The sequence below is a fragment of the Halorarum salinum genome, assembly GCF_013402875.1.
Lineage (GTDB): Archaea > Halobacteriota > Halobacteria > Halobacteriales > Haloferacaceae > Halorarum > Halorarum salinum.
Map to the genome: position 1 here is coordinate 973,749 of NZ_CP058579.1, position 26,418 is coordinate 1,000,166.

Consider the following 26,418-nt stretch of genomic DNA (forward strand, 5'->3'; position numbering starts at 1 on the left):
CCGATACGATGGAAATTGACCAAACGTTACCGCTAAAACGCGAGAACGTACTGGATCGGGCCTCGATCGTCGTGTCGACGGTCATGTTCACCCTCCTCATCATCCTGGTGAGTTTGCAGGTGGTGCTCCGGACGTTCAACATCCCCATCACCGCGACGTGGACGGAACCGATCGCCCGGTACCTGTTCATCGTCGGCACGTACTTCGGTGCCGCAGTCGCATCTCGCAACAACGAGCACGTCAGACTCACCCTGGTTCGCCAGAAAGTCCTCGCCGGACGGAAGCGGGCACAGTCGGTACTGGATATCGTAACGGTCCTGTCGGTGCTCGTGTTCGTCGTCGTCGCCATCTGGACGCTGTATCTGGCAACGATTCACGGCTGGGACACGAAGGCGCTCGGCGGCGTGACCACGCTGACTGCAGGCCACATCTACCTGGGAATCCTGCTCGGGTTCGGACTCATGGCCGTCTTCGAGATCCAGAACCTCCTCGCGGCACTCGAGAACCTCCTCGGCAGGGACATCACGGCTCGCTTTACACGTGGGGGGAAATGATGGACACCGTCACGCTCTCGCTGGTGTTCCTCGGGGTGCTCCTCCTGTTGTACGCGTCGGGCATCCCGGTCGCGTTAGCCATGGGCCTCGCGTCCGTCCTGATGATGCTCGCACCGTTCGGGCCGGCGTTCAACCCCGCGATCATCAGCAACGAGTTGTTCTACGGGCTGAACAGCTTCGGCCTGCTGGCACTCCCGTTCTACCTGTTCCTGGGGCGGATCATGAACAAGTCCGGACTGACGGAGGTGTTGTTCGATTTCGCGGGGTCGTTCGTGAGTCAGATGCGCGGCGGCATCGCCTTCGTCAACATCGTCGCAAGTATCCTCTTTTCGGGGATGTCCGGCCTCGCCACCGCGGACGCCGCCGGTCTCGGCCGCGTCGAGTACACCTCGATGCGGAACCGCGGCTACGATAAGGACTTCTCGCTCGGGCTCACTGGCGCCTCGGCGACCATCGGCCCGATCATCCCGCCCAGCGTACCGCTCATCATCTACGGCGTGCTGGCCGAGGAATCGGTCGGGGCGCTCTTCCTCGGTGGGGTCCTCCCGGGCCTGCTCCTGGGCGCGGTGCTGATGGCGTTCGTATTCATCCTCGTCAGGATTCGTGGGTACGAACGGGGGGAGCCCTTCGACCTCCAGACGTCCATCCAATCGTTCCTCAAAGCGATTCCGGCGCTCGCCATCCCCGTCATCATCATCGGCGGGATCCTCCAGGGGTACTTCACCGCGACCGAAGCGGGAGCGATGGCCGTCCTGTACGCGGTGCTCGTCGCGACCGTCTACGGCGACCTCACGATGAACGAACTCGTGATCGAGTTGCGTGACAGCACCGTCGAAACGTTCTCGCTCACGATCATCATCAGTATGGCGACGATCTATGGGCTCGTCGCGCTCCAGATGCGGATTCCCATGCTCCTCGCCGACACCATCACCGCGATCTCCTCCGACCCAACGGTCGTGATGCTACTGTTCATGGTGCTGTTCCTCGTGGTCGGGACGTTCATGAACGTGACGCCCTCGCTGATCATCCTGGTGCCAATCCTGCTCCCGGTCAGCCAGACTGTCGGGATCGACCCGATCCACCTGGGCGTGCTCATGGTCCTGACGCTCACCTTCGGGCTGGTCACGCCGCCGTTCGGCGTTATCCTCTTCGTCCTCGAGAAAGTGACCGACGCCGACCTGGAGGACACGATCCGGGGTATCGCCCCGTTCTACATCCCGATGCTCATCACGTTGCTCCTCATCGCGGTGGTCCCGGACATCGTCACCTACATCCCGTACGAACTGATGGGAGGATAACGTCTCCCCTGTCTCTCCTGGTTTTTGTGGGATGATACGCTTCTCACCGAAGTACATCTAGCCCGTGAACGTGGCACCGAAACGGCCCCGTGGCTCCGGTTGCACTACTGTCATCGTATAGGGACCCTCACCAATTACTGGTGGCCCCCCACCCTACACTTAACTACCACCGCACAGATGGAGAATGTAATGCCGATCGTCGCTGCTGTAGACCAATCCGAACGAGCGGAGTTGGTAGTGACCCGGGCAGCTGACCTTGCCGACGCGTACGGGCACGACCTCCACATCGTCCACGTCGGAACGCTCTCGGTCGGAAACCTGGCGACCGAATCGACGCAGGACTCCGAGGATGTAGACGAGGCCAGCCGAGCGGCCGAGGAGGTCGCCCGTGAGATCGGCCAGCGAGTGCAACCTGACCGCTCGTTCGACGCCATCGGCCTGGTTGGAAATCCCGCAGAGGAGCTCATCGCCTACAGCCAGGAGTGTGATGCCGAGTACATCGTGATCAGTGGCAGGAAGAAATCCCCAGTCGGAAAGGCGCTGTTCGGCAGCGTCACGCAGTCGCTCCTCTTGAGTGCGGATCGACCCGTCGTCACAGTCATGCCGCAGTGATCGTCCGCCACCTCTCGGCGGCCTCGGTGTGACTCACGGGAAGCGGGGGAAACAGCGGTCGCAACAGCGGTGCGGTGTCATCGACGGGCGAACCGAGTTCGTGCGGTTGTGTCGCGAGTGGGACGCGCACGTGAGAGCAGTCAGCATTCGGAGGCGTGTCCCGACGGGCTTGCTCGACCGCCCACATGGGAATGTATCAGTATTAGACCTATTATTCTAGATAAATATATCGCTCACTCGTCCTGAATCACGAGCACGTGGAGGTCGTTGACGTTCGTTCCGGTCGGGACGCTCGGGACGCGGTCGCCGTTCCTGGAGAGTTGCTGGGAGATGCGATTCGTGTTGAGAGCGTCCCAGGCATCGCTCATCGGTTCGGCGGACGTGTGGTCGACGACCGCGCCCGAGCACTCGGCGTGTCCGTCGACGCCGTCCGTCGCAACGCTGGCGAGGGCAGCGGCAGCGCCGAGTGTCTCGTGGAATTCGACGGCGCCACTGAGCGCGAACTCCTGATTCGGCCCCTGCTTCATCGATCCGAACGTCGGGATCGAGGTCTGGCCGGCCGCGAGGAGGACGGCCGGTGGTTCGACGGGCGTCCCGGAGAAGTAACACTCCTCGCCGATTCCGACGAGGGGTTTCACCGACTCCTGTGCTCGGCCCCGTAACCGCGTCGTGAGGATGAGCGACTCGAACCCGAGCGACTCGGCTTTCGCTTGGGCGCCACGCAGCGCGGTCATCCCGTCCGCGATCGTGATACACGACGCCCGGTCGAACGCATCCGCCTCGGCCGTCGGCGTCTCCGGGATCGCGCCGCTCCGGCCGCGCTCGAGGTGGTGTTTCACCCGCGTTGGAGGCGAGATGCCGTATCGGTCGAAGATCTCGAGGGCATCGGCGTACGTCGACTCGTCCGGGAGCGTCGGGCCGGACGCGACGGCGGTCCGCTTCTGGCTCACGACGTCGCTGAACAGGAGCGTCACGATCGCCGCCGGCGCGGCCGCACGCGCGAGCTTTCCGCCCTTGACGGCGGAGAGATGTTTCCGAACGACGTTGACGTGCTTGTCGCTCACACCGTTCGCGAACAGGTCCTCGGTGACGGTCTGGAGGTCCGACAGCGAGATGTCTGGGACGGGTGCCGACAGCAGTGGGCTTCCACCGCCCGAAAGCGCGGTCAGCACCAGATCATCCGCGGTTGCTTCCTCCGCTAACTGGAGCACCCGTCTCGTCCCGAGCATGCACCGTTCGCTCGGAACGGGGTAATCTCCCTCCACGACGTCGATGCTGTCCGTGTCGACCGGGTCATCCGTGACGACGACGCCGGCGGTGATGCGGTCGCCGAGTAATCGCTCTAACTCCGCCGCGACGTGACCGGCGACGTTCCCACCGCCGACGACGTACACGTCCTCATACGCCGAGAGGTCGAACCGAGCGCCGTCGACGTAGAGCACGTCGTCCCGAACCTCGACACGCTCCGCGAAGACCGTTTCCGGGTGAGCTGCGCGAATTCCTGCCTCGACGCAGCCCAACGCGACCTCACGTACCGGCGTCCTCGCGATGTGGTCCCGGTTCGGAAACATACGGCTATCGATAGCGGTTACGATAAATAAGCGGCGTGGTGGAGTGCGGTCGACTCGGGTGAGTTTCGTCGGTTGCAACCTTCGGACAATCCCCCATGGAACAGATTCAGAGCGGCTCAGAAATATATATGAGAACAAATAAATTGATATAATTACCATATATCTTATCTATCTGGCGCGGGTACTCCTTGACCCTCATGCGATTTGAGTTCTACATTCGGGACACCGCTTCGCGTGTAGGCTGGCGGTCCTCAGATTGGACATGCTGGTCGCGAGATTTCCTTCCGATCTGCTTCGTGCCGTGAAGAAATCGCCGAAATAAATACTAACAGCTTCCGGGTGCCGATCAGAACACGAGTCGTGAGCAGATGTACAATGTCAAACCGGGGGCTGAGATCATCCCGCTACGACGTCGATTTCGACCGAACCGATCCGCTTCCCTACGGATCTGTATTCTGAATTTGATTTTACAACGTTTCCATTTCATATGAGGTCTATTCCTGAGGACCATCGAATATGTCCCGGCTTCGAGTGAAATATCATGTCTTCTGGCGCTTATTTCCTGATCCTCTCCAATACTCATATATCATAGTAGTCCTGTTGCACCTACTGATGGGGGGACAGGGAACAGTCCGTGTCGGCTACGTTGGGAGCGATCGACACTCTCGAGTTGGACTCGATTCCGTTACTCCATCGCCACCGTTTGATCATGGCCTCCGAAGAACACCCGATCAACAGTCCTGCAGCTGAAACCGACACCCGACCGCCGCGAGTCCGCTCGCGCGTAGCCGCCTGGATTCTCATCTGCTGTCTCGTTGCAGTCGAACCAGCGACGGCACAGCAAAACGCCGTCTGTGCGGCCGACCGCCTCCCCGAGATGATCTCGGGGTTCTTCCGGCTCACCACCGCTATCGGATTGATGGGGCTGGTCGTCGTCTGGCAAGCCGACTCGCTCGTGGAGATGTTCACGCTTCACCGGGAGCAGCGCGAGGGGATCAAGCGACACAAACGGACGGCGCTCAAGTCAGCCGTCATCCTGGTTGTCCTCGGGCCGCTGTACACCGTCGCCGGGTCGATGATGAACCTTCCGCTGGCCGGGTGTATCGACTTGGTCCCGTGGTAACTACTCGAGGAGAGATTCGTGAGTCGTCCCGTGTCCACGCGGATCCTCATGCACCTTCTCGTTGTGAGCGTCGTCGTCATCGGGCTCACGACCATAATCGTCCCCGTTCAGTCGACCTCGAGTGAGCACCCGCTGGACGAAAACGAGACGGCGACGCTCTGGTCGAACGATCCCGATACCTGTCCCGAGGGCATCCAGACTGGAGACGGCGTTGGCTCGGAGACCGCGGCCATCCGGGAGCTCGCGAACTGCACCGATCTCACGTTCAAGCGGCCACCATCGACCGCGGCGAGGTGGAGTGTGCACGATTTCGAGGAGCTCGAACCTGGGGACGGGAACACGTCAGTCCACCCGCCGAACGCGACGCTCACCGACTCGGTGGTGATCGCGGACGCGCATGCATCGCTGTTCGCTGCCCATCCATCCACGACGGTTCATCGGGAGCCGGACGACTCCCCACTGTACATTGCACCGACCGGGACGGTGCGAGGCCTCGTCGACTATCGCGTTCGGCCACTCGAGAACGAATCCGTTGATGTTGATCCCGACTCGGGGGCGAGCCTCCGGCACGAAGTGAGCGAAGTCCGCCTATTGCTGGGAGGTGACGTCCTCACCGTTACCAACGGGTCGCAGACTCCGGTCCTCGCGTACGAAACGAACGAGACTGGCCGAACAAATCTCACCATCGAAGCCGACATCCGCGTGAGGCTTGCTCAAGGTAGCCCTGCTACTGGTGGGACTGACTCGGACTCTGAGACCACGGTCGACGAGGTGACTGTCTCCGAGTCGATTCCAGTTCGGGTGTACGGGCCAACGGTCGAACAGTTCACGGCACGGTATCCGAACGGAGATACTGGAATCGCGCTGTATCAGCGCCAACCCTGGCACGGTTACAGCCTGCGTGGGGATGGCGATGCTCGAGTGCGAGGGGTGTGGCGCTACTACACGGCTCGCGATACTGGCTGGGACGAACTCGTCCACTCGAGGAGCGATGGATCCGAACGGGTCCGGTCGGACGCACGGCCGGTGTTCGTCCACGCGTACCCATCCGAGATCGGGCCGCGGGCAGAGCCCGTCAGGGACGGGCCGACGATCCTCGACGTCTGGGGAACCGAGAGTGAATCACCGGCGATCGAACTCCCCGAGAACGTGACGGTCGACGTCGTCGAGCAGCCCTACACCCAGTCCTACGGGTTAGCATTGCGGACCGACGAGCGTACCCTCGAGGGCGTGCACGTCCAGGGGATCGTTCGCGGTGTCAACACCACGGTCACCATCCCGGATGACGAGCGGGTGCGGCCACTCCGTGAGAGCGAGCTCAGCGTCGAACTCGAGAATCAGTCGGCATCGGGTGCGACGCTTCGAATCGAACTGACGGACGCGACCACGGGTGACCCCATATCGCTCACCGACACGCAGGGTGCAGATCCCGTGGCCGTTCCGGCTGACGGCGAGAGGCGTACGGGATACATCACTGTGAACGGTGAGCGGGTAGAGACGAACCCTGACGGGACGGCGACTGTGCAGGTTCGCGAGCCGGGAAGCTACAGCGTCCGGTATCATCCGGGGTCGTGGCTGTCGCACGATCCAGCGTACGTCGGTTCGACGGCGAGCGTCTCTTGGCACCCGCTGCTCACCGTCGCTGGCTGGGTCGCTTTCCTCGATGAGGTCGTCTGGTGGTCGATTCCCTTCGTGACGGCCCTCTACGGTGGCATCCGCATCGGAAAATTCCTGAAATACGACGAATACCAATACAAATGACTGACGCAGCGGTACACGTCCGCAGACGAACCGTCCTTGGAACGATTGTAGGGAGTACACTCCTTCCACTTGCTGGTTGTACTGGCTCGGGAAATCCGGCAGGGGAGGGGTCGAATCCGATCCGTGCCGTCTCGGTGGCCGACCTGCATCTGGTCGTGGAGGTGCGCGAGGATGCGAGCATCGACGAGTTGACTGTCGTCTCCCCGAATGGTGAGGCGTTCGCGACCCGGTCTCTCTCACCGGGTGTGCGGCGAGAAACAGTTGAGCTCGGCACGTCCTACACCCCCGGTTCCTACGAGATTCATGCGTCGGCTGACGGAGAAACGGTTGGTGAATCGTCCATCGACATCCGTCCCGACGTTCAGATCGTCGATCTGAAACTCGGTCGGAACCACCCAGATGAGATGTACGAGGGGGCGACCGAACAGGCGATTCGCTCGGAAGTCATCGTCTCGCTGGAAAACCGGGGGACGGGACCTGATGCTGTGACGGCCCTCCGGTTCGATGGCGACGTTCCGTTCCCCACACGCGAGAATTTCGAGGAGAGCGGAATATACGATACCGAGAGTGATATCGGCGGAAATCGAGAACGAATACTCATCGGAACGGGAACGGAAGTTACGCTATTCAGCAACTCACAACCCTTCTCCCCGGCCGGTGGGAATATCTCCTGTGAAGATGGTCCAGTGGACGGTCAGGTCGCGGTTGAACTCACTACACAGCTCTCCGATAGTGGCTCAACGGCCGACTACGATGTCAGCTATCGAGGGAATGACGACTTCGACTGTGACATCACAGTGGCTCAGTCATAGTAATGCAGGGAGTCTCACTCACCGACGTTGGGCTCAAATGGTTCGAAGACGCAGTTAATCAAATTACTAAGTGGTTTAGTAACGGAATCACGACTGGGTACAATACGCTATCTGAGTTACTTCTGGGGACGCCAACGCCCGAAACTCGAGATACGTTCGTATTCGGTACTCCGACCAATGAGCCATGGATTGCACTCCACGACGCGTTAGTTGGTGGTGAAATCCTCCTCCTCGCGCTACTTCTGTTAGTGGTTTGTGTCCAGGGTCGGCATACGGTTCGGATTTTCAATGTTGGGAGCGGGTATGAGGCACAGAAAACCAAACGAACAGCGTGGACTGGTGCGTTCCTCATCGTTACGTGGTACTGGATTGGCGTGCTGGCACTCTACCTCGTTGATGGATTTACCATCGCGCTGATTCCTGATGTCGCGGTCGTGACGACCGCGATGCTGGCTTTCATGGAAGTCTCGATCGCTAACCCCGCGCTCGCCCTGTCTCTCGCTGGACTCGGTGGCATCGCGATGTGGGTCCTGCAGGCGCTCTTGTTCATCCGTAAGATCCTCCTGTACGTCTATCTCTATGGGATGCCACTCGCGATCGCGCTGGCGTTCGGAAACCTCCCGGTCGTCTCACGAATCGCACAGGCACTCAGCCTCAAGTTCGTCCCCCTCGCGATCATGCCGTTACCGGTCGCGATCCTGTTCAAGGCGTACGGACTCCTGTTCAGCGAGGGGACGGGCGCTCCGCTTGCACCCGAGAGCGCCTTCCTCAGTTACCTGCTCGCGGCGTCGCTCCCAATCCTGGCAGTCCTCGTCGTCTGGAAGCTGTTCAAGTACGCCTCGCCGATGACTGCATCGGTCATCGGCTCCGTTACCGGTGCTGCAGTAACAGCCGGTGCAGTCGTCACTGCGGGCGCTGTCGCAGGTCCATACGTCGCCTCGACTGCCGCAAAATGGGGACCGAAAGCGGCCGCCGGGCACGCCATGGCCCAGCGAGTCGCCGGTGGATCGACCAACTCTCAGAGTCGGCCCAGTGGCGGCTCGACTGGGGGAACGAGCCAGGACAACGTCGTCACCGACGCCTACGGCCAGCAGGGCGTCCCGTCGTATCGCCGTACCGAGAATGACCCCGGCTACTACTGACCACAAAATATGACCGACGATCACACTGCTGCGACCCGCCGTATCATGGACGCCATCGGCGAGGAGAGTCGCCTCCCGATCATCAACGTGCGCGAGGGAGATGTTTACGTCCTCATCGGCTTTCCCACGGCCGGGCTCTTGCTCGGTGGCCTCACGGGCATCGACGTGCTCGTTCTCCCGCTCGTGTTGCTTGACTTCTCGCAAGCGTGACGACCGTCGTCGCGTCGCCGTCACACCTCCCCGCGTCGACGTGGCTCGGTGACGTCGCACGCTACTACCTGGGCCGGCCTCACATCACCTTCGCCGCACCGGCTGGCGAGTCAGCGGGGACAGACGAGGCTCTTCATCGAACTGATGGAGGGATCGTTCAGTACCGCCCGTTCACACCCGCAGAGCGCACCCAGGAGCTCACCCACCTCGAACGAGCGTGGCCTGGCGCGAGCGCGATCGAGCGGGATGACGGGACGATGGTCGCGATGCTTGCGATCGAGCCCGCGAACATGGATTTCGCCATGTCCGGTGACTGGGCGACTCGGCAGGCGACTGCCGAGACGTTTGCGAACAACGAACTCGACTTCCCGCTGACGCTCCACACGACGACGCGGCCGTTCCCCGTCACCCGGCTCGTCGACCAGATCGAGGACCGACTGACGGACGAAGACGTCACAGACAACGCCGTGTTTCGAGACCTGCTCGAAGAGTATCGCGACCGGCGACCCGAGCAGTTGGCCGACACTCAGCAGATCCAGTACTATCTCGGCGTCGAGGTGGCGCCGTTCGAGGTGTACAACCGGGACCGTGACGAGCGATCGCCCGCCGAACGGCTCAGCAGGATTCCCCTGCTCGGCCTCCTCTTCACGCCCTTCGTCACGCGACGCGAACGGTTCACGGAGGCCGAACTTCGGGCGAAGCAGTTCGAGCACCTGGACCGGCGCTGTCGGACGGTCGAAACCGAACTCGTGAGTAGCACGGCGGGCTGGTCGGCGCGGCGACTCGACACGCCCGACCTGTTCCTGCTCGCGATGGACTTCTGGAACGGTGAGCCCCACGCATACGGCGAGGCGGCAGCGGTCATCGGGCAAGAATCAGCCGTCGACCACCGCGCTCGGGGTGATTCCAATGGCTGACCCACGACTCGTCCCGATGCAGGCATCCGCTGCATGGTCACTGACGGACCTCGCACTCGTCGTGGGTGGGCTCCTTCTCGGGGTGCTGCTTGCAACGTGGTGGCAGCGCCGCGGGCAGGCTAACGGGTTCGATCCGAACGCGGTGTTCGACGAGTCCGTCTTGCAGGATGCCCCGGCCGACCGAGCAGTCCTGACTGCGATTTCCGAGCGCCAGCAGCGCGCCCTCGCCCCGGCCGCTATCGAGTGGGGGACGCGGGCTGCCCGTGTCGGCGAGCAGTGGACGACCACGCTCTACGTGGCTGACTGGCCCGACTATCCCGCTGACGGCTATCTCAACGAACTGTTCACGCTCACTGACGTCCAGTTCGATTGCACGGTTCACATTACACCGAAGAATCAGGAGCGAGCACGCGAGGAACTCCGGACGGTCGCTGACGACCTCCAGGTTGACGCAGACCTCGAACGAAGCGTCCGGGGCCGATACCTCCAGGACCGCGCCAACGAGGCGGCAGAGACGTACACGGCCGTCGAGAACGGTCAGCGGGTGTTCGGCCAGGCGATGTTCGTCACCGTGCGTGCCGACACGACAGAGGCCCTCCGCGAAGACGTCCGCACAGTGCGGCGCCGACTCCGTGACACACCCGCGAATCTCACCCCGAAGACGGCTATCTGCAAGCAAGACCTGGCGATTCGGGCGGCTGCACCGCTGGGGGACAATTCGTTCGGCAGGGAGGCAGTCGCGCTCGGTGGGGCTGTCGGGGCGTTGCTGGCCTCACCGCATACGCCAACGATTCTCGAACCCGGTGGGGTCGAGGTAGGGACGCACCGGCACACGAACAGCCCGCTCGTCATCGATCCGTTCGCCCGGGAGAACGGCTACGCCAAGTTCACCGTCGGTGATCCCGGGTCGGGGAAGTCCTTCGGTGCGAAACAGCAGTTCCTTCGATCGATCGCGCAGTCGCCGAATCGGCTCGGGATCATCCTCGAACCGCTGAACAACTGGGCTGGCGTCGCTGAAGCGCTCGGCGCTCGCCGCATCACGGTCGGTGGGACGATGGGGTTGAATCCCCTGGAGCTCAAGCCGACGCCCGAGCACGTCCAGCGGGCGATGGGCGAGGACGCCAGCCCGTTCACCGAGAAGAAGGCGAGCGTCCTGAGCTTCCTTACGAACTACTTCGCGCTCCGGGGGGTTGAACTCGGTGACCGACGGACGACGCTCGAACTCGCCATCGACCAGGCGTACCGGGAGCAGGGGATTACCGACGACATCGCCACACATAGTCGAGAGAGCCCGACGCTGCGGGAAGTCCTCGATATTCTCGAGGCGCTGGTGGACGAGCCGGAATCATACGTCGTCCGGACGCCAGAGGAGGCAGAAAAACTCCGGACGGACGCGACGTGGCTCATCGACCAGCTACGTCCGTTCGCGGAGGGTGGGCGCTTCGAAAACCTCGGCCGGCCGACCGAGTTCGACATTCGCGACGAGGGACTCATCTATCTCGATCTCGCGCAACAGGAGGGAAACGTCGGTGGAAGCACGAGCCTCCTGATGCAGTTGCTCATCTCGCTCGTGTACGAACGGGCGAAAGAAACCGGGAAGGAGATCGTCTTCACGATCGACGAGGCGCGATACGTCATGCAGGATACGGCGAGCCTCTCCTTCCTCGAAACGGTGTTCAGACACCACCGCCATCACGATCTCTCGATCCGCCTCGTGACCCAGACCGTCGACGAGTTCTTCCACCACCCAGAATCCGAGGCCATCCTCGATCAGTGTGCGATCAAGCAGTTCCACCGCCTCGACGGCATGGACGAGGAGTGGGCCAACGAGTTCGGCCTGAACTATGCGCAAATGCGGTTCGTGCAGGACGCCGTACCGGGAAACGACCGGACGGGATACTCGGAAGCGCTCGTTGGCGTGGATGGTGAATGGCGCGGGATCGAGGTCAGGGCGTTACCACGTGAGGCGGAGGTCATCGACTTCGATCCGACGACGGACCGTGTAGATGAGCAGTCCGTCCTTCAGGATGGCACAGCGCCGATTCACCAAAGAGGGACCAAGTAGAACACACAGCACGTCGGTTTTGTTGGCTCTGTAGAGACTCCCAGAATGTGATAGTAAATGGCGTGCTGACTACAGAGCGGGCATGCAGTAGTCAGTAGTCGTTCGTTTCAGGCTGCCAGTGGCGAAACAGTCGCTAAGCAGGTGTGCGAACCTAACGCGGCTGCTTCTATCAGCTGACGATGGTGTTGGTAGAACCGTGCTGAATACAGGGTGCGTATCTCGCACAGTACCTGCTCAAAGCGTGAGCGTTGGAATCGTTCGATACAGGGGTCCTCGCCGACCAGTCAACGGATCTCCCCGCACCTATTGCTCGCCGGGAGGGTTCTGACGCGGTATGACCGTCGCTATCATCTCCACGGGGGGCACGATTTCGTCTATCAGTGACGAAGGGACGGGAGCGACCCCCGAGCTTGAGGGCTCGTATCTAGTCGATTCCCTACCGGTTCTCGATCGAGGTCCTCCAATCGAGACGTGCGAGTTCGCGAACGTGCCGAGCGCCTACCTTACCATCGAACAAATGTCGTCGCTCACGGAAGTCGTTCAGGAATATAGTCGCAATGACGACCTCACCGGGATCGTCGTGACAGTCGGCACTGACGTCCTTGAAGAAGTCGCGTACTTCGTCGATCTCTGTTACGGCGGACCGACACCAGACGAGTATCGCGACGATTGTGGCTCTCGCGAGCTGCGGGCTTGAGACCGTGTTCGACCGACCCGGACGAGATTGACGATTCGGTGCCGACCAGCCCGAATTCTTTCGTTGCTGTTAACGGACCTTCCCTCTCGCCTGCACCTCCCAGAGCTCTTCGACCCGGTCGTTTCGGATGCCGATGATGAGGTCGTGGAGGTTGATCGTCGTGCAGACGTGCGGGACGATGAACTCCAGTCGGTCGCCGACTGCGAACGACTCGTCTGAGTCACTGGTGTCAATCCACCCGTGTTCCTCGCTGGCGTTGACGTATTCGATGTCGTCGCGGTTCTTGGGGACCGGCATTTGGGGTTTGTCCAACGAGAACGTTTTGCTGCCCCCGTCGACGACGAGTCGATCGTCGTCCGGCACCGAGATAACCGTCGTGACGACCGTCGCTGCACAGTCGTCCTTCGACACCTCCCACGGCCGGAGTTCGAGTTCGCCGACGTCGTTGAAGGGATACATTCCTGGGTTGATTTCGGTGACCACCGGATGCTTGCCACTGTACCCTGACGTCGCTGTCCCGCCGACCTTCACCTCGTCTACGGAGATTCCAGCGGCCTCGATGTCCTCGACCACGTCCTGGGCCAGTTCCATAGCCTCCCAGCACAGCTTGTCGAACTCCGATTCGGTCTCGGCTTCGGCTTTCACGTGCGACTCGTACGCGAGGATGCCGTCGAACTCGAGATTGGCCGCCTCGTCGACCCGTTCGGCGAGGGCTACGGCCGCAGGGCCAGGACCGACGCCAGTCCTGTGCAATCCCACGTCGATCTCGAGGATGACGTCGGCCGTCGTTTCGTGGTCGTGAGCGGCGTCTTGGAGGAGGTCTATCGTCGCGTCCGAGTCGACTGTCGTCGCCAGCTTCTCGACCTTCTGCGAGAGCCAGCAGAACCGGTCGAGTTTCCGGTCACCGATGACCTGATACGACAGGTAGATGTCGTCGATTCCGTTTCGCGCCATCGTTTCAACCTCGCCCAGTGTTTGACAGCAGATCCCACCACCATCAGTCATCTCGTCTTCGAGTGCCGCGAGTTCGGCGTTCTTGTGCGTCTTGACGTGCGAACGGAGCGATACGTCGCTCTCGTCGGCGAACGTCGCGTATTCATCGATGTTGCGCTCCATCGCATCGATGTCGACGAGCAAGGCCGGGGTTTCGAGGTCCTCGACCGGTTGATAGAGTGTCGGCCCCATCTCGTCAGTCGTCCAAATAGACATAGTCCGAAGGAGGCTCCCTTGAAGTAATAAACTGAAGGTACACACAAAGATGTGAGAAGATTCGCTTCGGCAACGACCCACCGAATCGACTTTTGAGTGAAGGGATAATCTACCTGGACGGGGCCCAGAATCCATATCGGGGTCGATAGGCTATCCGTAGCCATGCAAAGCGAGAAGGAGAAGATGCTGAACGGGGAGTTATACGACGCTGACGATCTTGAACTCGTGGCCGAACGGGAGCGAGCGCGAGGGCTCGTCGAGGGCTGTATGGACCCTGACGACTACATCGTCAACCTGCTCGCCGAGCTCAACTGCGAGGCGGAGGTGAAACGGACTGAGTGCCCGGAGTGAGACAGGGATAGGTGTCCCGGCGATTCGGACTGTCGCGACCGATACTGACAAGCGGGCGGCCGGGGCGAAGAGGCCAAGAATATGGCTGGGATCCTCGCGTCGATGCGGGAGAACCACACGGCTCAGGCGGCTGGCAGGTACGCGCGCTACGCCAACGATCCAGCTTCGACCGCGACCGTATTTGTCCGGACCGACGCGCTCCCGCCGGGGTTCATGGAAGTTGAATGTCGAGATCACGCTCTTGACCGCCCGAATCGCCTCCTATTCGTACCAGTTCAGTGATAGCCACCAGTGTCTTGAAATCAAGGCGAACCCGCTGAGAACGCCGTTGGATAACAAAAAACTGCGAATCGGCGTTTTACGTAGCCGTCCCTCGGTTTCCTTGTTCAACAGTCGCTTCTGCGTGGTTGGGCTTGCGAATCTCAGTTGAAATTCTGATACATCTACAGATCAATTCGTGGGTAATACGCGACTGGTAGATGGATACTAACTATACGGTATACAGGAGTGGTTAACATATTGACTAGTATATGATTCCGACTGTACGCCCTCACATAGCGTTGGCAGTATTTGGAAACAAGATCGAAGGAACGGCGAGGTGAATTGTTGTATGGCGCCAAAACCACCGACCGAAGCAACTTCCTCAAAGGAAGCCAGGGAGTCAAGGATCAGGAGTACACATACAGGGGCCCTCTTGGCAATTGGTGTGGGTCTGGTCGTTACGGTCCTCTTTGCGTTGGTTGTTCCTCTCGTTATGGCGATGTTCAGTGGCGCGTTCCTGGCAGCCTTGGTTGTTCGGCGGAGAGCTCCCAGTTCGTATGGATTGACAGGCTCCCTGTATCTCGTCGGACTCGGAGTCCTCAGTTACACGCCGGTCCTCAGCACCCAGGCGACTGGGTTGACTCGCCTTATTCTTCTCGTTGTTGGGATTCTGTATCTAGCGTTCCTTACCCTCAAATCCGGTGTGAAGATAGTTCTCCGGAATATTGGGCAGCGATATTTCAGTACAGACACATTATCCGAACTGTGGGATGTCGGCGTATCTTCCTGGAGTATCATTTACATTGTGTGGAATGCATTTCAACTCCTCGAGCGCGTGATTCGGAGTATAGCCATCTCGATACTTGGTCCGGGATCGATGATTACGAACATCTTGGTTGTCGGCTCCAGGAATGGGTTCAGAGGGTGGGTGTTCGACGTGTCTTTGATCATCTTCGTTGTGTGCGTGATGCTCAGTTTCCATACGCTGGCCACCTGGCATTCTGCTGCGAAACTCAAGCGCTCCCTCACAACGGACACAGAGGGCGCACACTCATCCGTACAACTTCAAGTCGAGTCAATGAAGAATAGGATTTCTCAGCGACCGACTGAGGACGAGTAGATGCCGATCTTTTGGTTTTTCATCAGTATAGTGGTGGGCGCGTTTATTGGAGTTCTCCTTGTGAGCATTTTCGCATTACTCTTTGCGGGAGCTATATCAATAATAAAATATAAAATCGGAATGAATAGTGGGGAAGATATCCATCATTAGCTACTCTGTTAATCAGGGCGCAGTGATGGCGACGGCTTGCTCCTAAGCAGAGGACCAGTTCACCGAGATGGTTCGCGAGCACGCCGATCGGGAGTTGCGGGCCCGAGAGACGACCGAGGGGATCGTCTACGCGGGCGAGGATTTCCAGACGGAGGTGTACTGGCGCGAGGGCTACTTCCAGACGACGATTCCCTACTGGGTCCGGCTGCTTGGCGTCCTAAGTGAGAGCGAAGACGTCTGGGAGGCGCCGTCGCTGTACGAGAAGCCAGAATTAGGAGCGTGGGGGTAACGCAGGGTTTTATTTTTCGGCACCTGGGGCGACGTGTATGTTCAGGTATTCCGCGCTTTCTCTCACCGTGCCGTGGCCGCTGGCACTCGGCAGGCTCTTACTCGTCTTCGTCATCAGTGTCAGTCTCGTCCTCACGACCGCGTAGTGGTCGAATAATTATCTTATAGGACTGACGATTTTGTGGGAAGAATGTCACTAGCCCAAAAATTCCCCCTCATGCGAACGGGGGAAACAGGTCGGAACGCCGCGGTCGCTATCGGCTATTTCGTCACGATACCACTCTGGGTAATGCTCTTACCGTTCATCGTCTTCTGGCGAGATTATGGCGGGATTGCGACATCGCTGTCGGGCGTGCCAGGGATTTCGGCAGGCGGCGGTGTGGTCTCGGGGGTCGTCGCCTGCGTGCTCTGTCTCGTCCTCGTCGGACTCGTCAGCGCTGCTCTCCCTGGTGGTGACGCCCCGGGCCAGGGGGACGCCGGCGTCGACGCGGAGGAGCCAGGTGCAACGACCGACACGCCGGCCCCGATTGACGAGCCGACGTCGACGGCGACAGCGACGCCGATGCCGGACTCGGACAAAGAGCGAGCGGAGAACGCCCTGATCGAGGGTTACCAGGCGTCCGACTCGGACTACCGAGACGGCGTTCGTGAAGTGGACACGCTCGATGGCTACGACGGCCGGGATGGCTACCTGATCGAACTCCGGTACGACCTCTTCGTCGACGGGTTCGGGAACCTGGAGGACGATGCGGAGCACCGAGCCGGCCAAGTGGCGGTCGCAACGCTGGAGGCGATGGCCGACACGAATGCAGAGAACGTGACTGCGGTCGCAATCTATGCCTACGTCCCGACGAACAACGGTGACGCCGTCTCGACGAAGATCGTCATCGACATGAGCACCGTCGAGTCGATCGACTGGAACTCGTACGCCTGGCAGTCGCTCCGCGACGATGCCTACCAGTACAAGTTCAACGACTACCTCTACAACTGAGGTCGGATCCACCGGTCGACCTCATTATCACGACGCATGCCGACGGAGCAGCGAGTTGAGCACGTAACACCCGAACGAGATGGTCCCGCAGACGGTTGTAAACGCGAAGACGGATCTGTGAAAGCTAAGTTCAAGTAGAATAACTTTCGGGGTGGCTCGCATCCTCCTGAGATATTGTCAAGGTTGGCCTGCTGAATAAGAAGATGTATCCATCATTGGTTTGATGTATGGTAACATGCCCGATTTCTCAGTGAACCTGTCCTCTGACGACCACGTAGTCATCTCGATGAAATCACCACAATCTCCACGGAGATTCTATCATCAAATCGGAACCGAGGAAAATCCATTCAGGCCCGATTGCGGAGCAGCAATCGAGACACCCGTAGTAGTCCGACTGAAGGATTTAGAAACGGGAGGAACCGCAGTTACTAATCTATCCAAAGAGTACGCGCGTTGCTCGCGGTGTAATTGGGAGGACTGAGTGGTAGCTCCTACATCGATCAATACGTGGACCGACATCCCACATCGTCGATTTAAACTCGAATCCAGTCCCGAAGCAAGCACGACTTGCTAGCACCTCCTGGTAGCGTTCCCGATACAGGCTTAACGATGCACCCTTGCTAGCGAATGTCAATGCGCACCCTTGCCGTCTCCGACTGGCGGGTGCAGCCCATCGAAGACCTGTACACGATCGTCTCCGAACAGGCGGAACTCGACCTGCTCGTCTCGCCGGCGACGATCCCAGTCGGTTCATCGCCGGCGAAACCAACCACCTCGCCGAACTCGCTGAGCACACCACAGCCGGCATCGCGTTGGTCGTCGCTGGCAACGACGACCGCGAGCCGGTCACGACCGAGGTGACCGCTCCCGAGACAGTACACAACCTGCACTAGGCCCCCTACGCGTACGAACACGTCGTGTTCCTCGGCCAAGAGGGAAGTCTCGACGGAGACCCGGGATTCACGACGTATTCCGAAGCCGACATCCGCGCGCACCTCCAGACCCAACTTGACCGGGCAGCCAATGGCCAGCCCGTCCTCGTGACCCACACGCCACCGCCCGGGGTCTTGGATATCGGCCAGCGGTTCGGCCAACGCCACATCGGCTCCCACGCAGTGCGCGAGTTCGTCGAGACGGTCGAACCATCGCTGACGATCTGTGGGCACTGCCACCAGTTCGGCGGCCAGCGCGAAGACCGGCCGTTCGGGGCGGTACTGAACATCGCCTCCCACGACGACGACGGCGCCCCGGGCCGGTATGCGGTAATCGACCTTCAGCCGGATGGCCTCGATTGCACGATCGGATCTACGGCGGTTAACAGATTAGCATGAACGCTGCACCGATGTCTTCGGGGGCATCGTGCTGAATATACGAACGCTATCCAGCGGATCCTACTCATACTATCACCGATTCAAGATATCAATAGATGTCAAGTCGTGTCCTCGTCTGCGTCGTCTCCATCCGAGAGCCGGGTCGAAAGTCGGTCGAAGCGATTCGATGCGGACGCAGCCCGTTCTGCGGTCGCGTCGGGTTCGTAGGTGAACTCCTCCGGATCGCCGTCGACGACTGTGACGGTGAACACGGCATCTTGCTGCCGTCCCTCCTTTGGGAGTCGAGAGCTGGGGACGACTTCCTCGTCGACTACCTCACCGTCCGATTCGATCAGAAGCACTGCCATCTCCTCCCCATCCTCGAGTTCCTCGAAGCGATCTAATGTCGCCGTCAGCTCGGTTTCACTCATTGGTAGTCCTCCTCGAGTACGAGTCGACCGTCCGAATGGGTAACGACCACCGTATCTCCGCCATTATTCCAGATGGCACGTTCTGCACCCCAGTACAGTTCCGAATCAGTGTTCGTACCGCTACCGGAATAGAGGGTCACTCGCTCACCCGGCTCCAGCGTGAAGCCGTCGGGGACGGTATAGGTGTGATCCGCCGCGTCAGCGACTTGCCAGCCTGAGAGGTCCAGCGGGTCATCGCCCGTGTTCTCGAAGACGACGTACTCGTCGTTCAGGTTCTCGTTGTCGTTCCCCGCTGCATCTGCGTGGACGTCGACGAGTGAAAGCGACTCGCTCTGGGAATCCGGGGGTGTCGTCGTCTCGGTGGTCGGCGTCTCAGTGGTGTCGATTCCACCGTCAGCGAGTGCGCCACCGACCGTCAGCTGCAGTTCGAGTTGTGCGTCACTGCCTGGCTCGATTGGTGATCCGTCCCGGAGGTCAGTCGCGGTCGTCGGTGCTGCCTGCTGGGTCCATACCTCGACTGCTGTCCCGTTCGATCGGACTGCGACAGTACCGTGGGTCGCGGTCCAGAGCGTCGGAATCTCGCGGTCGGCAAGCCGTTCGAGCGTCTCGGTGTGGGGGTGGTCATACTGGGAGTCGAACGCGCTCGAGATGACCGCTATCTGTGGCGACGTCGCATCGAGCAGTTCCTCCCCCGTACTGGAACTGCTCCCGTGGTGGCCGGCTTGCAGGACGGTCACGTTCAGCCGGTCGCCGTACGTTTCGGCGATGTGTGCTTCATGTTCGGCTTCCGCGTCACCGGGGAACAGGAAGCTCGTCTCGCCGTGTTGCACGTAGAGGACGAGGCTGTTCTCGTTCCTGTCCTCGCCAGCGAGGTACGGTTCCGGCGGGCCGAGCACCGTGGCGTTCACGCCATCGAGTGGCAGCGAATCGCCTTCCCTCGTTTCATAGAGCGGCACCTCGTGTTCCTCGATCGCATCGAGGTAGTCAGCGTATGTCTGGGAACTCGACGTGATGCCGGGGTCGTACACTGCGCCGATGCCGTCCCGCTCGGTCTCATAGTGGTTGATGATCGCCGCATGGCCACCGATGTGGTCAGCGTCGGCGTGAGAAGTGACCAGGTGATCGATGCGGTCGATTCCGAGCCTGTTCAGCGCGGTTAACACGTACTCGCCGTCATCGCGCCAGTCGCCCGAATCGATCAGCATCGTCTCGCCGTCAGGCGTGATGAGGACCGTACTCGCCCCCTGGCCGACGTTGATGTAGTGGACTTCGAGCGTCCCGTTCTCATCGCCCTGGAGCTGTGGTGGATCAGACGCCGGCGTCTGTGTCGAAGCGTCAGTAGGGGTCTCGCTAGTCGGTCCGGCTCCGAGACCACCAGCACAGCCACTCAACGCCACGAGCACCACGATCGCGACGATGAGCCCTCCTCGTCGACCGAGCATGTTCCATCCTCTGTGGGAGAGGGGAAAACGGTTGAGTTAGCGCTGTTCAAATTGCATCCTTCAGACACATTATCACGGGAGACAGCCGCTAAGGAGGCCTGCGAACGACGGGATCCTCGGCTACGAGAACAGGTGAGCGAGTCCGATGCCTATTTGGATCCTGTATCTGCCACTCCTCATCGTGACACCAGCCGGAATCGTGCGTACCTCGAGGAAAGAACTGGCTGTTGTTCGAGCAGGTGACAGAGCTCGAAACCACACTCGAACATAAAAACAGACCGAATTATCGAGTTAGAAATCGAGCTACGGGAACTGGAGGACGCAATGTCCCACCACGACGACCGAACGTCTAGACGTGGGGCTCGTCGACAAATTCAAAAGTAGCCTCAGTGGGATTCAGCGGCAACTCTCACGAATCATCGACATAGTCGAACAGAGAAACGGCAACGGTAAATTGAAGTCGGTGATAGCAAGAATATATCTGTCATCAACCAGTTCGAAGCGCTCCTCCGGACGCTGACCGAAAGTCAGGGAACCGGCCTCTCTGACCGTCCCCGAGCCGAGTACGTCCGGCTGTGTGAGGACGCGGTAAACGAACTCGAACAGGCGAACCAAGCGGAGAGATAACACCGACTCATGTCTCAATCACCCGATGAGCTTCCATGGCACCGCGGTCCGGCCTTCTGGTCGTTCACCGACCAGACGGTCATCGGTCACGCGGCAACAGTCGTAATCGGAATCGGGGTGTTCAGCGCCGTCTACACCCTCTGGCTCCAGCTGGTCGCTGTGGACCTGACGCTGCTCGTCTCGTCCCACCCGGGTGCGGCCTCAGTTCGCCTCGCGGGCCTTCGAGCGGCGACTATCGCTTGCTACGTCTGGTTCAGTATCGCGTTCATGCTCGGGAAGGGCGGACCACTCCGCAATTACTGGCTCTACCCGCTCGTGAGTCTCCTGACGGGGGTGTATCTCCTCCCATTCGCCCTCTTCCAGCGTGTCCCGGCCGATCCACTCGGCGCTGACTCGGTGACCTTCGCCGATGCGGGACTCATCGTGGCAGTCATCAGCGTCTTCGGGCCTGGCTTCCTGCTCGGACTCGGGTTCACGTTCGGCTTCATCGTGGTCTTGACCTACGTATTAGAAACTGAAGACGAGTGGGTCGACCAGCACCTCCCGTCGGAATACCGTCTCTTCGAGCGGGCAGCACCCGAAGAGACGAATGACGAGTGAGCGACATACTGACCTGCTCATTTGAAAACGCGCTATGGCGTCAGAATCGTAGGGTTTCGCTGCGTTGTTCAACGTTGAAGACAGTGTACATCAGGCCGATTTCCCGAAACTCGCAGTATCGAACCGTCGCTCGCTCGCCACCGCCGAGCGTCATGCACCATAGTGTGCCAAGCTGGTGCGTGTCGTAAGAGAATCGTGAAAGAGGCGTGTTTGACAGTCACACCTGTCACACCGGATTTCTTAATCTGGAGGCGTGAAATCTGGGAGAGTGGGCGAGCCGGAGTGACCCTCGGTCATGCCGGCCTGGCCTCCCTCTCAGCTGGCCTGCTAACCCCAGGCCAGCATCACGTACCACCTGTCTTCCGTCAGATACTCAGAACTGTGGTGTCCCTTTCCACCCCGCGGTTTGTGTCGACGTCGTAATTGGCCCTGACGTCCCCACGAGCCTCCTCCAACTCGAGCGGGGTCCTCCCATACTGTACTTCGGCAGTTTCCGACCCGATTGCCCCCTGAGTTTGGAGTCCACCCGCTTCACTCGTCGGTATCGTATCGAGGGCCCCTGTGATTTGCGTCAATCGGGACCTGGGGGTGTATGCCCGCGGCCGCTCAAAGGGTCCGGCAACTGTGTCGACTGTACCTAGCGAATGAGCCCACCAGAACGAGAAGGCTTTATTGAAGCCCTGGCCGTCAGATACAATTCAGCCTGAAATATCCGATGAGGAGGTCTACTTATTGGCCGGGCTACCCATGTTGACAAAAGACGGTATTTCCAAGGAAATCAAGTACATATTTTAAACCCAGGCGCGGAGCCTGTACGGATGCGAACCGACGTTGGAGGCGGAATATCCTCCTGCCGTCTCACGGCATACAGGTGGCGGTATTCGTCACAATCGTACCACAGTTATCGCCACTGCTCTACGGCAGTAGACTGGTCACGCTGTTCGTCATCGGCTACGAGGCGTACCGATTACTGGATCTCGACTGGTCGCTCACCGAGTGTGACGCTCTGCCTACACTGATTCGATCGTTACTAGTTGAACGTACAGTTGCAAGCCTACACTTTACGCGGGTGGTCACTCGTTTGACTGATGGCGCTGGACGATTGCGAGCCAGAACTCCTCGACCGACTGCACGAACGAGACGAAATCTTCGGGCTCGACGGGCTTCCGGATGTAGGTGTCCGCGTCCAGGCCATGCGATTTCACGATCGCTTCTCCCGAGTCCGAGCTCGTGAGGACGAGGACGGGAATGTCGCTCAGCGCAGGCTCATTGTTCAACGTCGACAACACATCCAGCCCGCTGATGCCGGGTAATTTCGGGTCAAGGAGGATAATGTTGGGACGGGGAACATCCGCGTACTCCCCTCGCTGGTTCACGAAGTCGAGCGCAGACTCCCCATCCGTGACGGTGTGAATCGTGTTCATGATTTTCGCCTCTCGGAACTGTTCGGTAAACAGCCGTGTATCGCCGGGATTCGGTTCGACAAGTAGAATATCGATAGCGTCTGTCATCGGCGTTCCGTAATCGAACTGCGTTTGGGGCAGAGGGCTATAACTGCTAGGTATCCACAGCAGGTCTGGTTCCTCCCACACCGAGCGCGTAATGCATAATGTGAGCTGAGCGATCGACCGGCACCCCTCGAACACGGACCACACCTACGCCGGGATCAGCACGAACTCGAAGATGTGATGGTCACCATACTCTTCCTGGTGCTCGGCTTGCCGGTCGAGCACGTCGTCCAGATCCTCGATATCGTCGTGGTGCCCACACACCGGACAGGTGACTTGATACGTCATGGTACTCACGTAGGTTTGGGTACTGACCACTTCTCCATTAGACCCCGTCTTGCAATCGCGGATTATTTAAATACTACTGAGATTGGGATTTCGCCCCCGGTCGCGCACCTGTTGGGATCACAGCCGGTGTTATTTGGTTACGTCCACAGCCTCGATGAGCGTCGCTGTCGTCCGACTGATTCGATCGAGTCGGTCGAGTATCGCCTCAGGATCCTCACCGTGCCAGGCAGCCAGATAGAACTCGGACCCGCTCGTATCGAGACCGAAATGGCGGCCGATGATCGCCGCGACCGCCTCGGCTTCGAGTTCACGTTTCGCCCGGTTGGCTCTCTCATCGATGCCACCGTGAAGTTCGGCGTGTGCGTACTCGTGGATGATCGTCACGGCCAGGTCGGCCCTGTTCTCGCGGTCATGGACCTCGACGTTTGCCCGCTCGGTTTCGCCAGCTGCGTACGTACAGACACCCTTGGCTTCACCGTGTGACCACGCCGCTGGTGAAACGATGTCGACGTCGATGGAGAGCTCAGAGGCAGTTTTGAGTAGCGCTGGGACCAACTCCGCTGCATTCCCTGTCGCCGCCGTCTCCAGGTCGGGAAGCGGTTCACCCTCGGTCTGGGAGATGTCGAACACGGGGACGGGGCGAAACCCGACGAGTCCCTCGTCCCACTTCTCGGGGCCGGTCTCGTCGTATTCACAGTCGCTCGCATCGTGATACGACGGGGAGTTCTCGCACTCGGGACAGCGCGCCGTGATGATGGGCGCCCAGATTCAGATCGCGGATTCGCCCTCCTGGACCTGTCTGTCGAACTCTTCCTGCCACGTCCGGTAGCCCGCGACGCGGGTCGCGTCCGGACACTGGAGCGTGATGAGGAGCGTGTTCCGATGTGAGTAGTCGTGGAATCGACTCTGGACGTCGACCCATGCGTCGAATGCATCGCTCGCTCTCGCGTCGGTAACGCCGTCTACGAGCTCGCGTGCCCACTGTTCGATCATGCTGTGCATCTCGTCATCCCGGCCGTCCGGGTCGTCGAACGATGCCTGTTCTTCGCTGGTCGAGACAGACTCATCATTGGCTGTACCTGTCATGTCGACTCGCTCCGCACCCCTCAGGGAGCAGAAAAACAGTTCCGTGCGCTCACTCGGTAGACTTGATTCGACTACGTTCCTTGCTCACATAGAAACAAGGAGGAAATTCACAATTCAGTCGTGGGTACCTGACTCGGTCAAGTAGTTGTACAATTGGTCGACAGCTCTGTCGACCGTCTCCTGCTCGACCCGCCCGAACCAGTCGTCGATATCGTCGTGAGCCGGTGAAACGACGCCCCACGGGACGATGAAGCTCTGGTCGGGGACACTGCCCTCTATAAACGCGTCAGCCGGGAGTGGAAGCGTCTCACTGTGCCACGTTTTCGTCGTGAGGGTGAGTGCGACGTACTGCTCGGGCGAGAACGGGTGGGCAGTCGAATTGACGATCAAGAACGGCCGAGATGGATTTCGTTCCGTGAACGGATCGCTTGCCTCGATGACGTCGCCTCGTTCGTACGCCGTCATTCGTCCGCCGATTCATCGTCAGAAGAATTGGATGTATCCGCGCCTGCAGAGCGCCACTCGTCCATTTCCTCGGCTCCCAACTGTTCGTTTAGGGCCTCGAGACTTCGACTGAAGTCTGACGCGGTCGCTATTCGCTCCCGATCACCGATCGCCCAATATGGGGGCTTGTGTCGCACCAGCCCCCGTTCCTTGAGTCGGGACAGGACTGCGCTGACTGAATTCGGATCGATCCCCGTTGCTTCAGCAATCTCTCGGCGTTCGAATGCACTGTCATCGTTTCGGGCGAGGAACCGGACGATCTGCTGTGCATGGGTCTCGCCAGCGGCGGACGCAGAGCGGTGATCGAACGTCTCGATGTCGATTGGCATGAAGAACACTAGGTGTTTGGAAGTATGTATATTTGGCTGTTTGTGCCGTAGTAGATTTTCATGTCTTCCGGCCCCGCACCGTCATAGAATCACTGGAAAATCGTTCCTCAATTCGAGCCCCTCTCGGAGTGTCCGTCCATGCAGCAGCTACTCTGCATACCAATCGTGCTGGGGTTCGTATTGCTACCAGTTGCCCCGTCCTGCGTTTCCGAGTGTTCATTTGCAGCCGCTCTGTGCGTTCTGCAGTTCGTTCCGCCGTTCTCGAACCGTCACCGGCGTTACGTCGGCTGCGTCGCCGAGTTCCGCTTGCGTAATCCGTTTACCCATCTCCTTCCCCGCAACATACACACAGGCCGCCGCGACGCCGTTCGGATCTCGGCCGTTCGCGATCCCAGCCTCGACCGCGACGTCTGCGAGCCGCCGAGCACGACGCCCGACCGCGCTGGAGGCATCGACCGCAGACACGAGCCGCGGGACGAGCGCGGGCGGATGTCGTGGTGCTGCATCGAGTCCCAGTTCCTGATTTAGGACTCGGTACCCCAGCGTCACCTTGGATTCATCACTTTGGGCGACCGCCGCGACCTCGTCGGTCGTCCGCGTGATTCCATCGCAGCGACAGGCCGCATAGACACAGCCCGCGGCGATGGTCTCGATCGCCCGGCCACGGATGAGGTTCTCCTGCATCGCCTCGCGGTAGATCGCGGCTGCCCGCTCTCTCACTGACTCGGGCAGATCGAGCGCGCTTGTCATCCTGGTGATCTCTCCGCAGGCGTGCGCGAGATTCCGCTCAGCCTTTGACCCGAACCTGGCGCGATTGTGTTCGCGACGGAGCCGCCGAACCTGCGCTTTCTTCTCACTCGAGAGGCTCCTGTCTGAGTCGGCCAGGCCGTAGCCGATCTCGGTCGAGAGCCCGCGGTCGTGTCTGGTCTCAGTTAACGGAGCGCCCGTTCGCCTGGGCGCCGTGTCGTCATCGTCGAACGAGCGCCACTCCGGCCCACGGTCGAGCCGCTGGTCGGTGATGACGAGTCCGCAGTCGGTGCAGTGGCGCTCGCCGGCGTCCGCGAGTACGGTGCCGTCGCACTCGGGACACGTCGCGGCGAGGTGGTAATCGGTCTCTTCGTCGAAGCCTGTTTCGTAGACGTCTCGCAGAGCCATTGTCGA

The 26,418-nt window shown here is 60.1% G+C and carries 23 protein-coding genes and 3 pseudogenes; 15 read left to right on the top strand and 11 right to left on the bottom strand.

Annotated features, from left to right (window positions below):
- Positions 1-8: 8 nt before the first annotated feature.
- The 3 genes from HUG12_RS04640 to HUG12_RS04650 all read left to right on the top strand — a co-directional run bounded on the left by HUG12_RS04640 (position 9) and on the right by HUG12_RS04650 (position 2,464).
- Positions 9-554 carry a TRAP transporter small permease gene (locus HUG12_RS04640; RefSeq protein WP_218836396.1) on the top strand — a complete coding sequence of 182 codons (546 nt, stop codon included), beginning with the start codon at positions 9-11 and terminating at the stop codon, positions 552-554.
- A complete protein-coding gene (locus tag HUG12_RS04645) occupies positions 554-1,852 on the top strand; it encodes a TRAP transporter large permease (RefSeq protein WP_218836397.1) in 1,299 nt (432 codons plus the stop codon). Before HUG12_RS04640 ends, HUG12_RS04645 begins: the two co-directional genes overlap by 1 nt.
- A gap of 189 nt (positions 1,853-2,041) precedes the next feature.
- Positions 2,042-2,464 (top strand): universal stress protein, encoded by a 423-nt coding sequence (locus HUG12_RS04650; RefSeq protein WP_179267649.1) that lies wholly within the window; start codon positions 2,042-2,044, stop codon positions 2,462-2,464.
- A gap of 233 nt (positions 2,465-2,697) precedes the next feature.
- Here the strand turns inward: HUG12_RS04650 and HUG12_RS04655 are convergent, their stop codons facing one another.
- Positions 2,698-4,113: a glycerate kinase type-2 family protein gene (locus HUG12_RS04655; RefSeq protein WP_246308139.1), complete on the bottom strand. Its 1,416-nt coding sequence runs from the start codon at positions 4,111-4,113 to the stop codon at positions 2,698-2,700.
- 631 nt (positions 4,114-4,744) lie between these two features.
- On the opposite strand from HUG12_RS04655, the gene HUG12_RS04660 reads away from it, so the two are divergent.
- From HUG12_RS04660 to HUG12_RS04690, 7 genes and pseudogenes are all read left to right on the top strand, one after another.
- Positions 4,745-5,158 carry a hypothetical protein gene (locus HUG12_RS04660; RefSeq protein ID WP_179267650.1) on the top strand — a complete coding sequence of 138 codons (414 nt, stop codon included), beginning with the start codon at positions 4,745-4,747 and terminating at the stop codon, positions 5,156-5,158.
- 30 nt (positions 5,159-5,188) lie between these two features.
- Positions 5,189-6,919 carry a hypothetical protein gene (locus tag HUG12_RS04665; protein ID WP_218836398.1) on the top strand — a complete coding sequence of 577 codons (1,731 nt, stop codon included), beginning with the start codon at positions 5,189-5,191 and terminating at the stop codon, positions 6,917-6,919.
- On the top strand, positions 6,916-7,731 hold the full coding sequence (locus HUG12_RS04670; RefSeq protein WP_179267651.1) for a hypothetical protein: 816 nt from the start codon (positions 6,916-6,918) through the stop codon (positions 7,729-7,731). Before HUG12_RS04665 ends, HUG12_RS04670 begins: the two co-directional genes overlap by 4 nt.
- A 2-nt stretch (positions 7,732-7,733) precedes the next feature.
- Positions 7,734-8,873: a hypothetical protein gene (locus HUG12_RS04675; protein WP_179267652.1), complete on the top strand. Its 1,140-nt coding sequence runs from the start codon at positions 7,734-7,736 to the stop codon at positions 8,871-8,873.
- Between the two features lie 9 nt (positions 8,874-8,882).
- Positions 8,883-10,000: pseudogene (locus tag HUG12_RS04680) on the top strand (hypothetical protein).
- 16 nt (positions 10,001-10,016) lie between these two features.
- A complete protein-coding gene (locus HUG12_RS04685) occupies positions 10,017-12,065 on the top strand; it encodes a VirB4 family type IV secretion system protein (protein ID WP_394354282.1) in 2,049 nt (682 codons plus the stop codon).
- Between the two features lie 334 nt (positions 12,066-12,399).
- Positions 12,400-12,762 carry an asparaginase domain-containing protein gene (locus HUG12_RS04690; protein WP_179267653.1) on the top strand — a complete coding sequence of 121 codons (363 nt, stop codon included), beginning with the start codon at positions 12,400-12,402 and terminating at the stop codon, positions 12,760-12,762.
- A 69-nt stretch (positions 12,763-12,831) separates the two neighbouring features.
- Here the strand turns inward: HUG12_RS04690 and HUG12_RS04695 are convergent, their stop codons facing one another.
- Positions 12,832-13,947 (bottom strand): alanine racemase, encoded by a 1,116-nt coding sequence (locus HUG12_RS04695; RefSeq protein WP_179267654.1) that lies wholly within the window; start codon positions 13,945-13,947, stop codon positions 12,832-12,834.
- 186 nt (positions 13,948-14,133) lie between these two features.
- Here HUG12_RS04695 and HUG12_RS04700 point away from each other — a divergent pair.
- The 4 genes and pseudogenes from HUG12_RS04700 to HUG12_RS04715 all read left to right on the top strand — a co-directional run.
- Positions 14,134-14,253 (top strand): annotated as a pseudogene (locus HUG12_RS04700) (maltose acetyltransferase domain-containing protein); the annotation flags it as partial.
- Positions 14,254-14,932: 679 nt separating this feature from the next.
- On the top strand, positions 14,933-15,703 hold the full coding sequence (locus HUG12_RS04705; protein WP_179267655.1) for a hypothetical protein: 771 nt from the start codon (positions 14,933-14,935) through the stop codon (positions 15,701-15,703).
- Between the two features lie 217 nt (positions 15,704-15,920).
- Positions 15,921-16,142 carry a hypothetical protein gene (locus HUG12_RS04710; protein ID WP_179267656.1) on the top strand — a complete coding sequence of 74 codons (222 nt, stop codon included), beginning with the start codon at positions 15,921-15,923 and terminating at the stop codon, positions 16,140-16,142.
- A gap of 189 nt (positions 16,143-16,331) precedes the next feature.
- Positions 16,332-17,132: a hypothetical protein gene (locus HUG12_RS04715; protein WP_179267657.1), complete on the top strand. Its 801-nt coding sequence runs from the start codon at positions 16,332-16,334 to the stop codon at positions 17,130-17,132.
- A 620-nt stretch (positions 17,133-17,752) separates the two neighbouring features.
- Here the strand turns inward: HUG12_RS04715 and HUG12_RS04720 are convergent.
- The 3 genes from HUG12_RS04720 to HUG12_RS04730 all read right to left on the bottom strand — a co-directional run bounded on the left by HUG12_RS04720 (position 17,753) and on the right by HUG12_RS04730 (position 20,315).
- On the bottom strand, positions 17,753-18,364 hold the full coding sequence (locus tag HUG12_RS04720) for a hypothetical protein (RefSeq protein ID WP_179267658.1): 612 nt from the start codon (positions 18,362-18,364) through the stop codon (positions 17,753-17,755).
- A gap of 197 nt (positions 18,365-18,561) precedes the next feature.
- Positions 18,562-18,873 (bottom strand): DUF3006 domain-containing protein, encoded by a 312-nt coding sequence (locus HUG12_RS04725; protein ID WP_179267659.1) that lies wholly within the window; start codon positions 18,871-18,873, stop codon positions 18,562-18,564.
- On the bottom strand, positions 18,870-20,315 hold the full coding sequence (locus HUG12_RS04730; RefSeq protein ID WP_179267660.1) for a lamin tail domain-containing protein: 1,446 nt from the start codon (positions 20,313-20,315) through the stop codon (positions 18,870-18,872). The genes HUG12_RS04725 and HUG12_RS04730 overlap by 4 nt, the downstream gene beginning before the upstream one ends.
- A gap of 636 nt (positions 20,316-20,951) precedes the next feature.
- Between HUG12_RS04730 and HUG12_RS04735 the strand changes: the two genes are divergently transcribed.
- Positions 20,952-21,542 (top strand): hypothetical protein, encoded by a 591-nt coding sequence (locus HUG12_RS04735; protein WP_179267661.1) that lies wholly within the window; start codon positions 20,952-20,954, stop codon positions 21,540-21,542.
- A gap of 1,073 nt (positions 21,543-22,615) precedes the next feature.
- Here the strand turns inward: HUG12_RS04735 and HUG12_RS04740 are convergent.
- From HUG12_RS04740 to HUG12_RS04765, 6 genes and pseudogenes are all read right to left on the bottom strand, one after another.
- Positions 22,616-23,053, bottom strand: a complete 438-nt coding sequence (locus tag HUG12_RS04740) for a response regulator (RefSeq protein WP_179267662.1) — start codon at positions 23,051-23,053, stop codon at positions 22,616-22,618.
- Between the two features lie 144 nt (positions 23,054-23,197).
- Positions 23,198-23,338: a hypothetical protein gene (locus HUG12_RS04745; RefSeq protein ID WP_179267663.1), complete on the bottom strand. Its 141-nt coding sequence runs from the start codon at positions 23,336-23,338 to the stop codon at positions 23,198-23,200.
- Between the two features lie 129 nt (positions 23,339-23,467).
- Positions 23,468-24,340, bottom strand: a pseudogene (locus tag HUG12_RS04750) (ArdC-like ssDNA-binding domain-containing protein).
- A gap of 198 nt (positions 24,341-24,538) precedes the next feature.
- Positions 24,539-24,889: a type II toxin-antitoxin system PemK/MazF family toxin gene (locus HUG12_RS04755; protein WP_179267664.1), complete on the bottom strand. Its 351-nt coding sequence runs from the start codon at positions 24,887-24,889 to the stop codon at positions 24,539-24,541.
- The gene (locus tag HUG12_RS04760; protein WP_179267665.1) at positions 24,886-25,257 is read right to left on the bottom strand and encodes a winged helix-turn-helix domain-containing protein; all 372 of its coding nucleotides are present in this window, start codon (positions 25,255-25,257) and stop codon (positions 24,886-24,888) included. The genes HUG12_RS04755 and HUG12_RS04760 overlap by 4 nt, the downstream gene beginning before the upstream one ends.
- 216 nt (positions 25,258-25,473) lie before the next feature.
- Positions 25,474-26,412, bottom strand: a complete 939-nt coding sequence (locus tag HUG12_RS04765) for a transcription initiation factor IIB (RefSeq protein ID WP_179267666.1) — start codon at positions 26,410-26,412, stop codon at positions 25,474-25,476.
- Between the last annotated feature and the right edge of the window lie 6 nt (positions 26,413-26,418).

Coding starts and splice junctions, on each gene's coding strand:
- HUG12_RS04640 (WP_218836396.1), top strand. CDS start 9: ATGGAAATTGACCAAACGTTACCGCTAAAACGCGAGAACGTACTGGAT.
- HUG12_RS04645 (WP_218836397.1), top strand. CDS start 554: ATGGACACCGTCACGCTCTCGCTGGTGTTCCTCGGGGTGCTCCTCCTG.
- HUG12_RS04650 (WP_179267649.1), top strand. CDS start 2,042: ATGCCGATCGTCGCTGCTGTAGACCAATCCGAACGAGCGGAGTTGGTA.
- HUG12_RS04660 (WP_179267650.1), top strand. CDS start 4,745: ATGGCCTCCGAAGAACACCCGATCAACAGTCCTGCAGCTGAAACCGAC.
- HUG12_RS04670 (WP_179267651.1), top strand. CDS start 6,916: ATGACTGACGCAGCGGTACACGTCCGCAGACGAACCGTCCTTGGAACG.
- HUG12_RS04675 (WP_179267652.1), top strand. CDS start 7,734: ATGCAGGGAGTCTCACTCACCGACGTTGGGCTCAAATGGTTCGAAGAC.
- HUG12_RS04685 (WP_394354282.1), top strand. CDS start 10,017: ATGCAGGCATCCGCTGCATGGTCACTGACGGACCTCGCACTCGTCGTG.
- HUG12_RS04690 (WP_179267653.1), top strand. CDS start 12,400: ATGACCGTCGCTATCATCTCCACGGGGGGCACGATTTCGTCTATCAGT.
- HUG12_RS04695 (WP_179267654.1), bottom strand. CDS start 13,947: ATGGGGCCGACACTCTATCAACCGGTCGAGGACCTCGAAACCCCGGCC.
- HUG12_RS04705 (WP_179267655.1), top strand. CDS start 14,933: ATGGCGCCAAAACCACCGACCGAAGCAACTTCCTCAAAGGAAGCCAGG.
- HUG12_RS04710 (WP_179267656.1), top strand. CDS start 15,921: ATGGTTCGCGAGCACGCCGATCGGGAGTTGCGGGCCCGAGAGACGACC.
- HUG12_RS04715 (WP_179267657.1), top strand. CDS start 16,332: ATGTCACTAGCCCAAAAATTCCCCCTCATGCGAACGGGGGAAACAGGT.
- HUG12_RS04725 (WP_179267659.1), bottom strand. CDS start 18,873: ATGAGTGAAACCGAGCTGACGGCGACATTAGATCGCTTCGAGGAACTC.
- HUG12_RS04730 (WP_179267660.1), bottom strand. CDS start 20,315: ATGCTCGGTCGACGAGGAGGGCTCATCGTCGCGATCGTGGTGCTCGTG.
- HUG12_RS04735 (WP_179267661.1), top strand. CDS start 20,952: ATGTCTCAATCACCCGATGAGCTTCCATGGCACCGCGGTCCGGCCTTC.
- HUG12_RS04740 (WP_179267662.1), bottom strand. CDS start 23,053: ATGACAGACGCTATCGATATTCTACTTGTCGAACCGAATCCCGGCGAT.
- HUG12_RS04745 (WP_179267663.1), bottom strand. CDS start 23,338: ATGACGTATCAAGTCACCTGTCCGGTGTGTGGGCACCACGACGATATC.
- HUG12_RS04755 (WP_179267664.1), bottom strand. CDS start 24,889: ATGACGGCGTACGAACGAGGCGACGTCATCGAGGCAAGCGATCCGTTC.
- HUG12_RS04760 (WP_179267665.1), bottom strand. CDS start 25,257: ATGCCAATCGACATCGAGACGTTCGATCACCGCTCTGCGTCCGCCGCT.
- HUG12_RS04765 (WP_179267666.1), bottom strand. CDS start 26,412: ATGGCTCTGCGAGACGTCTACGAAACAGGCTTCGACGAAGAGACCGAT.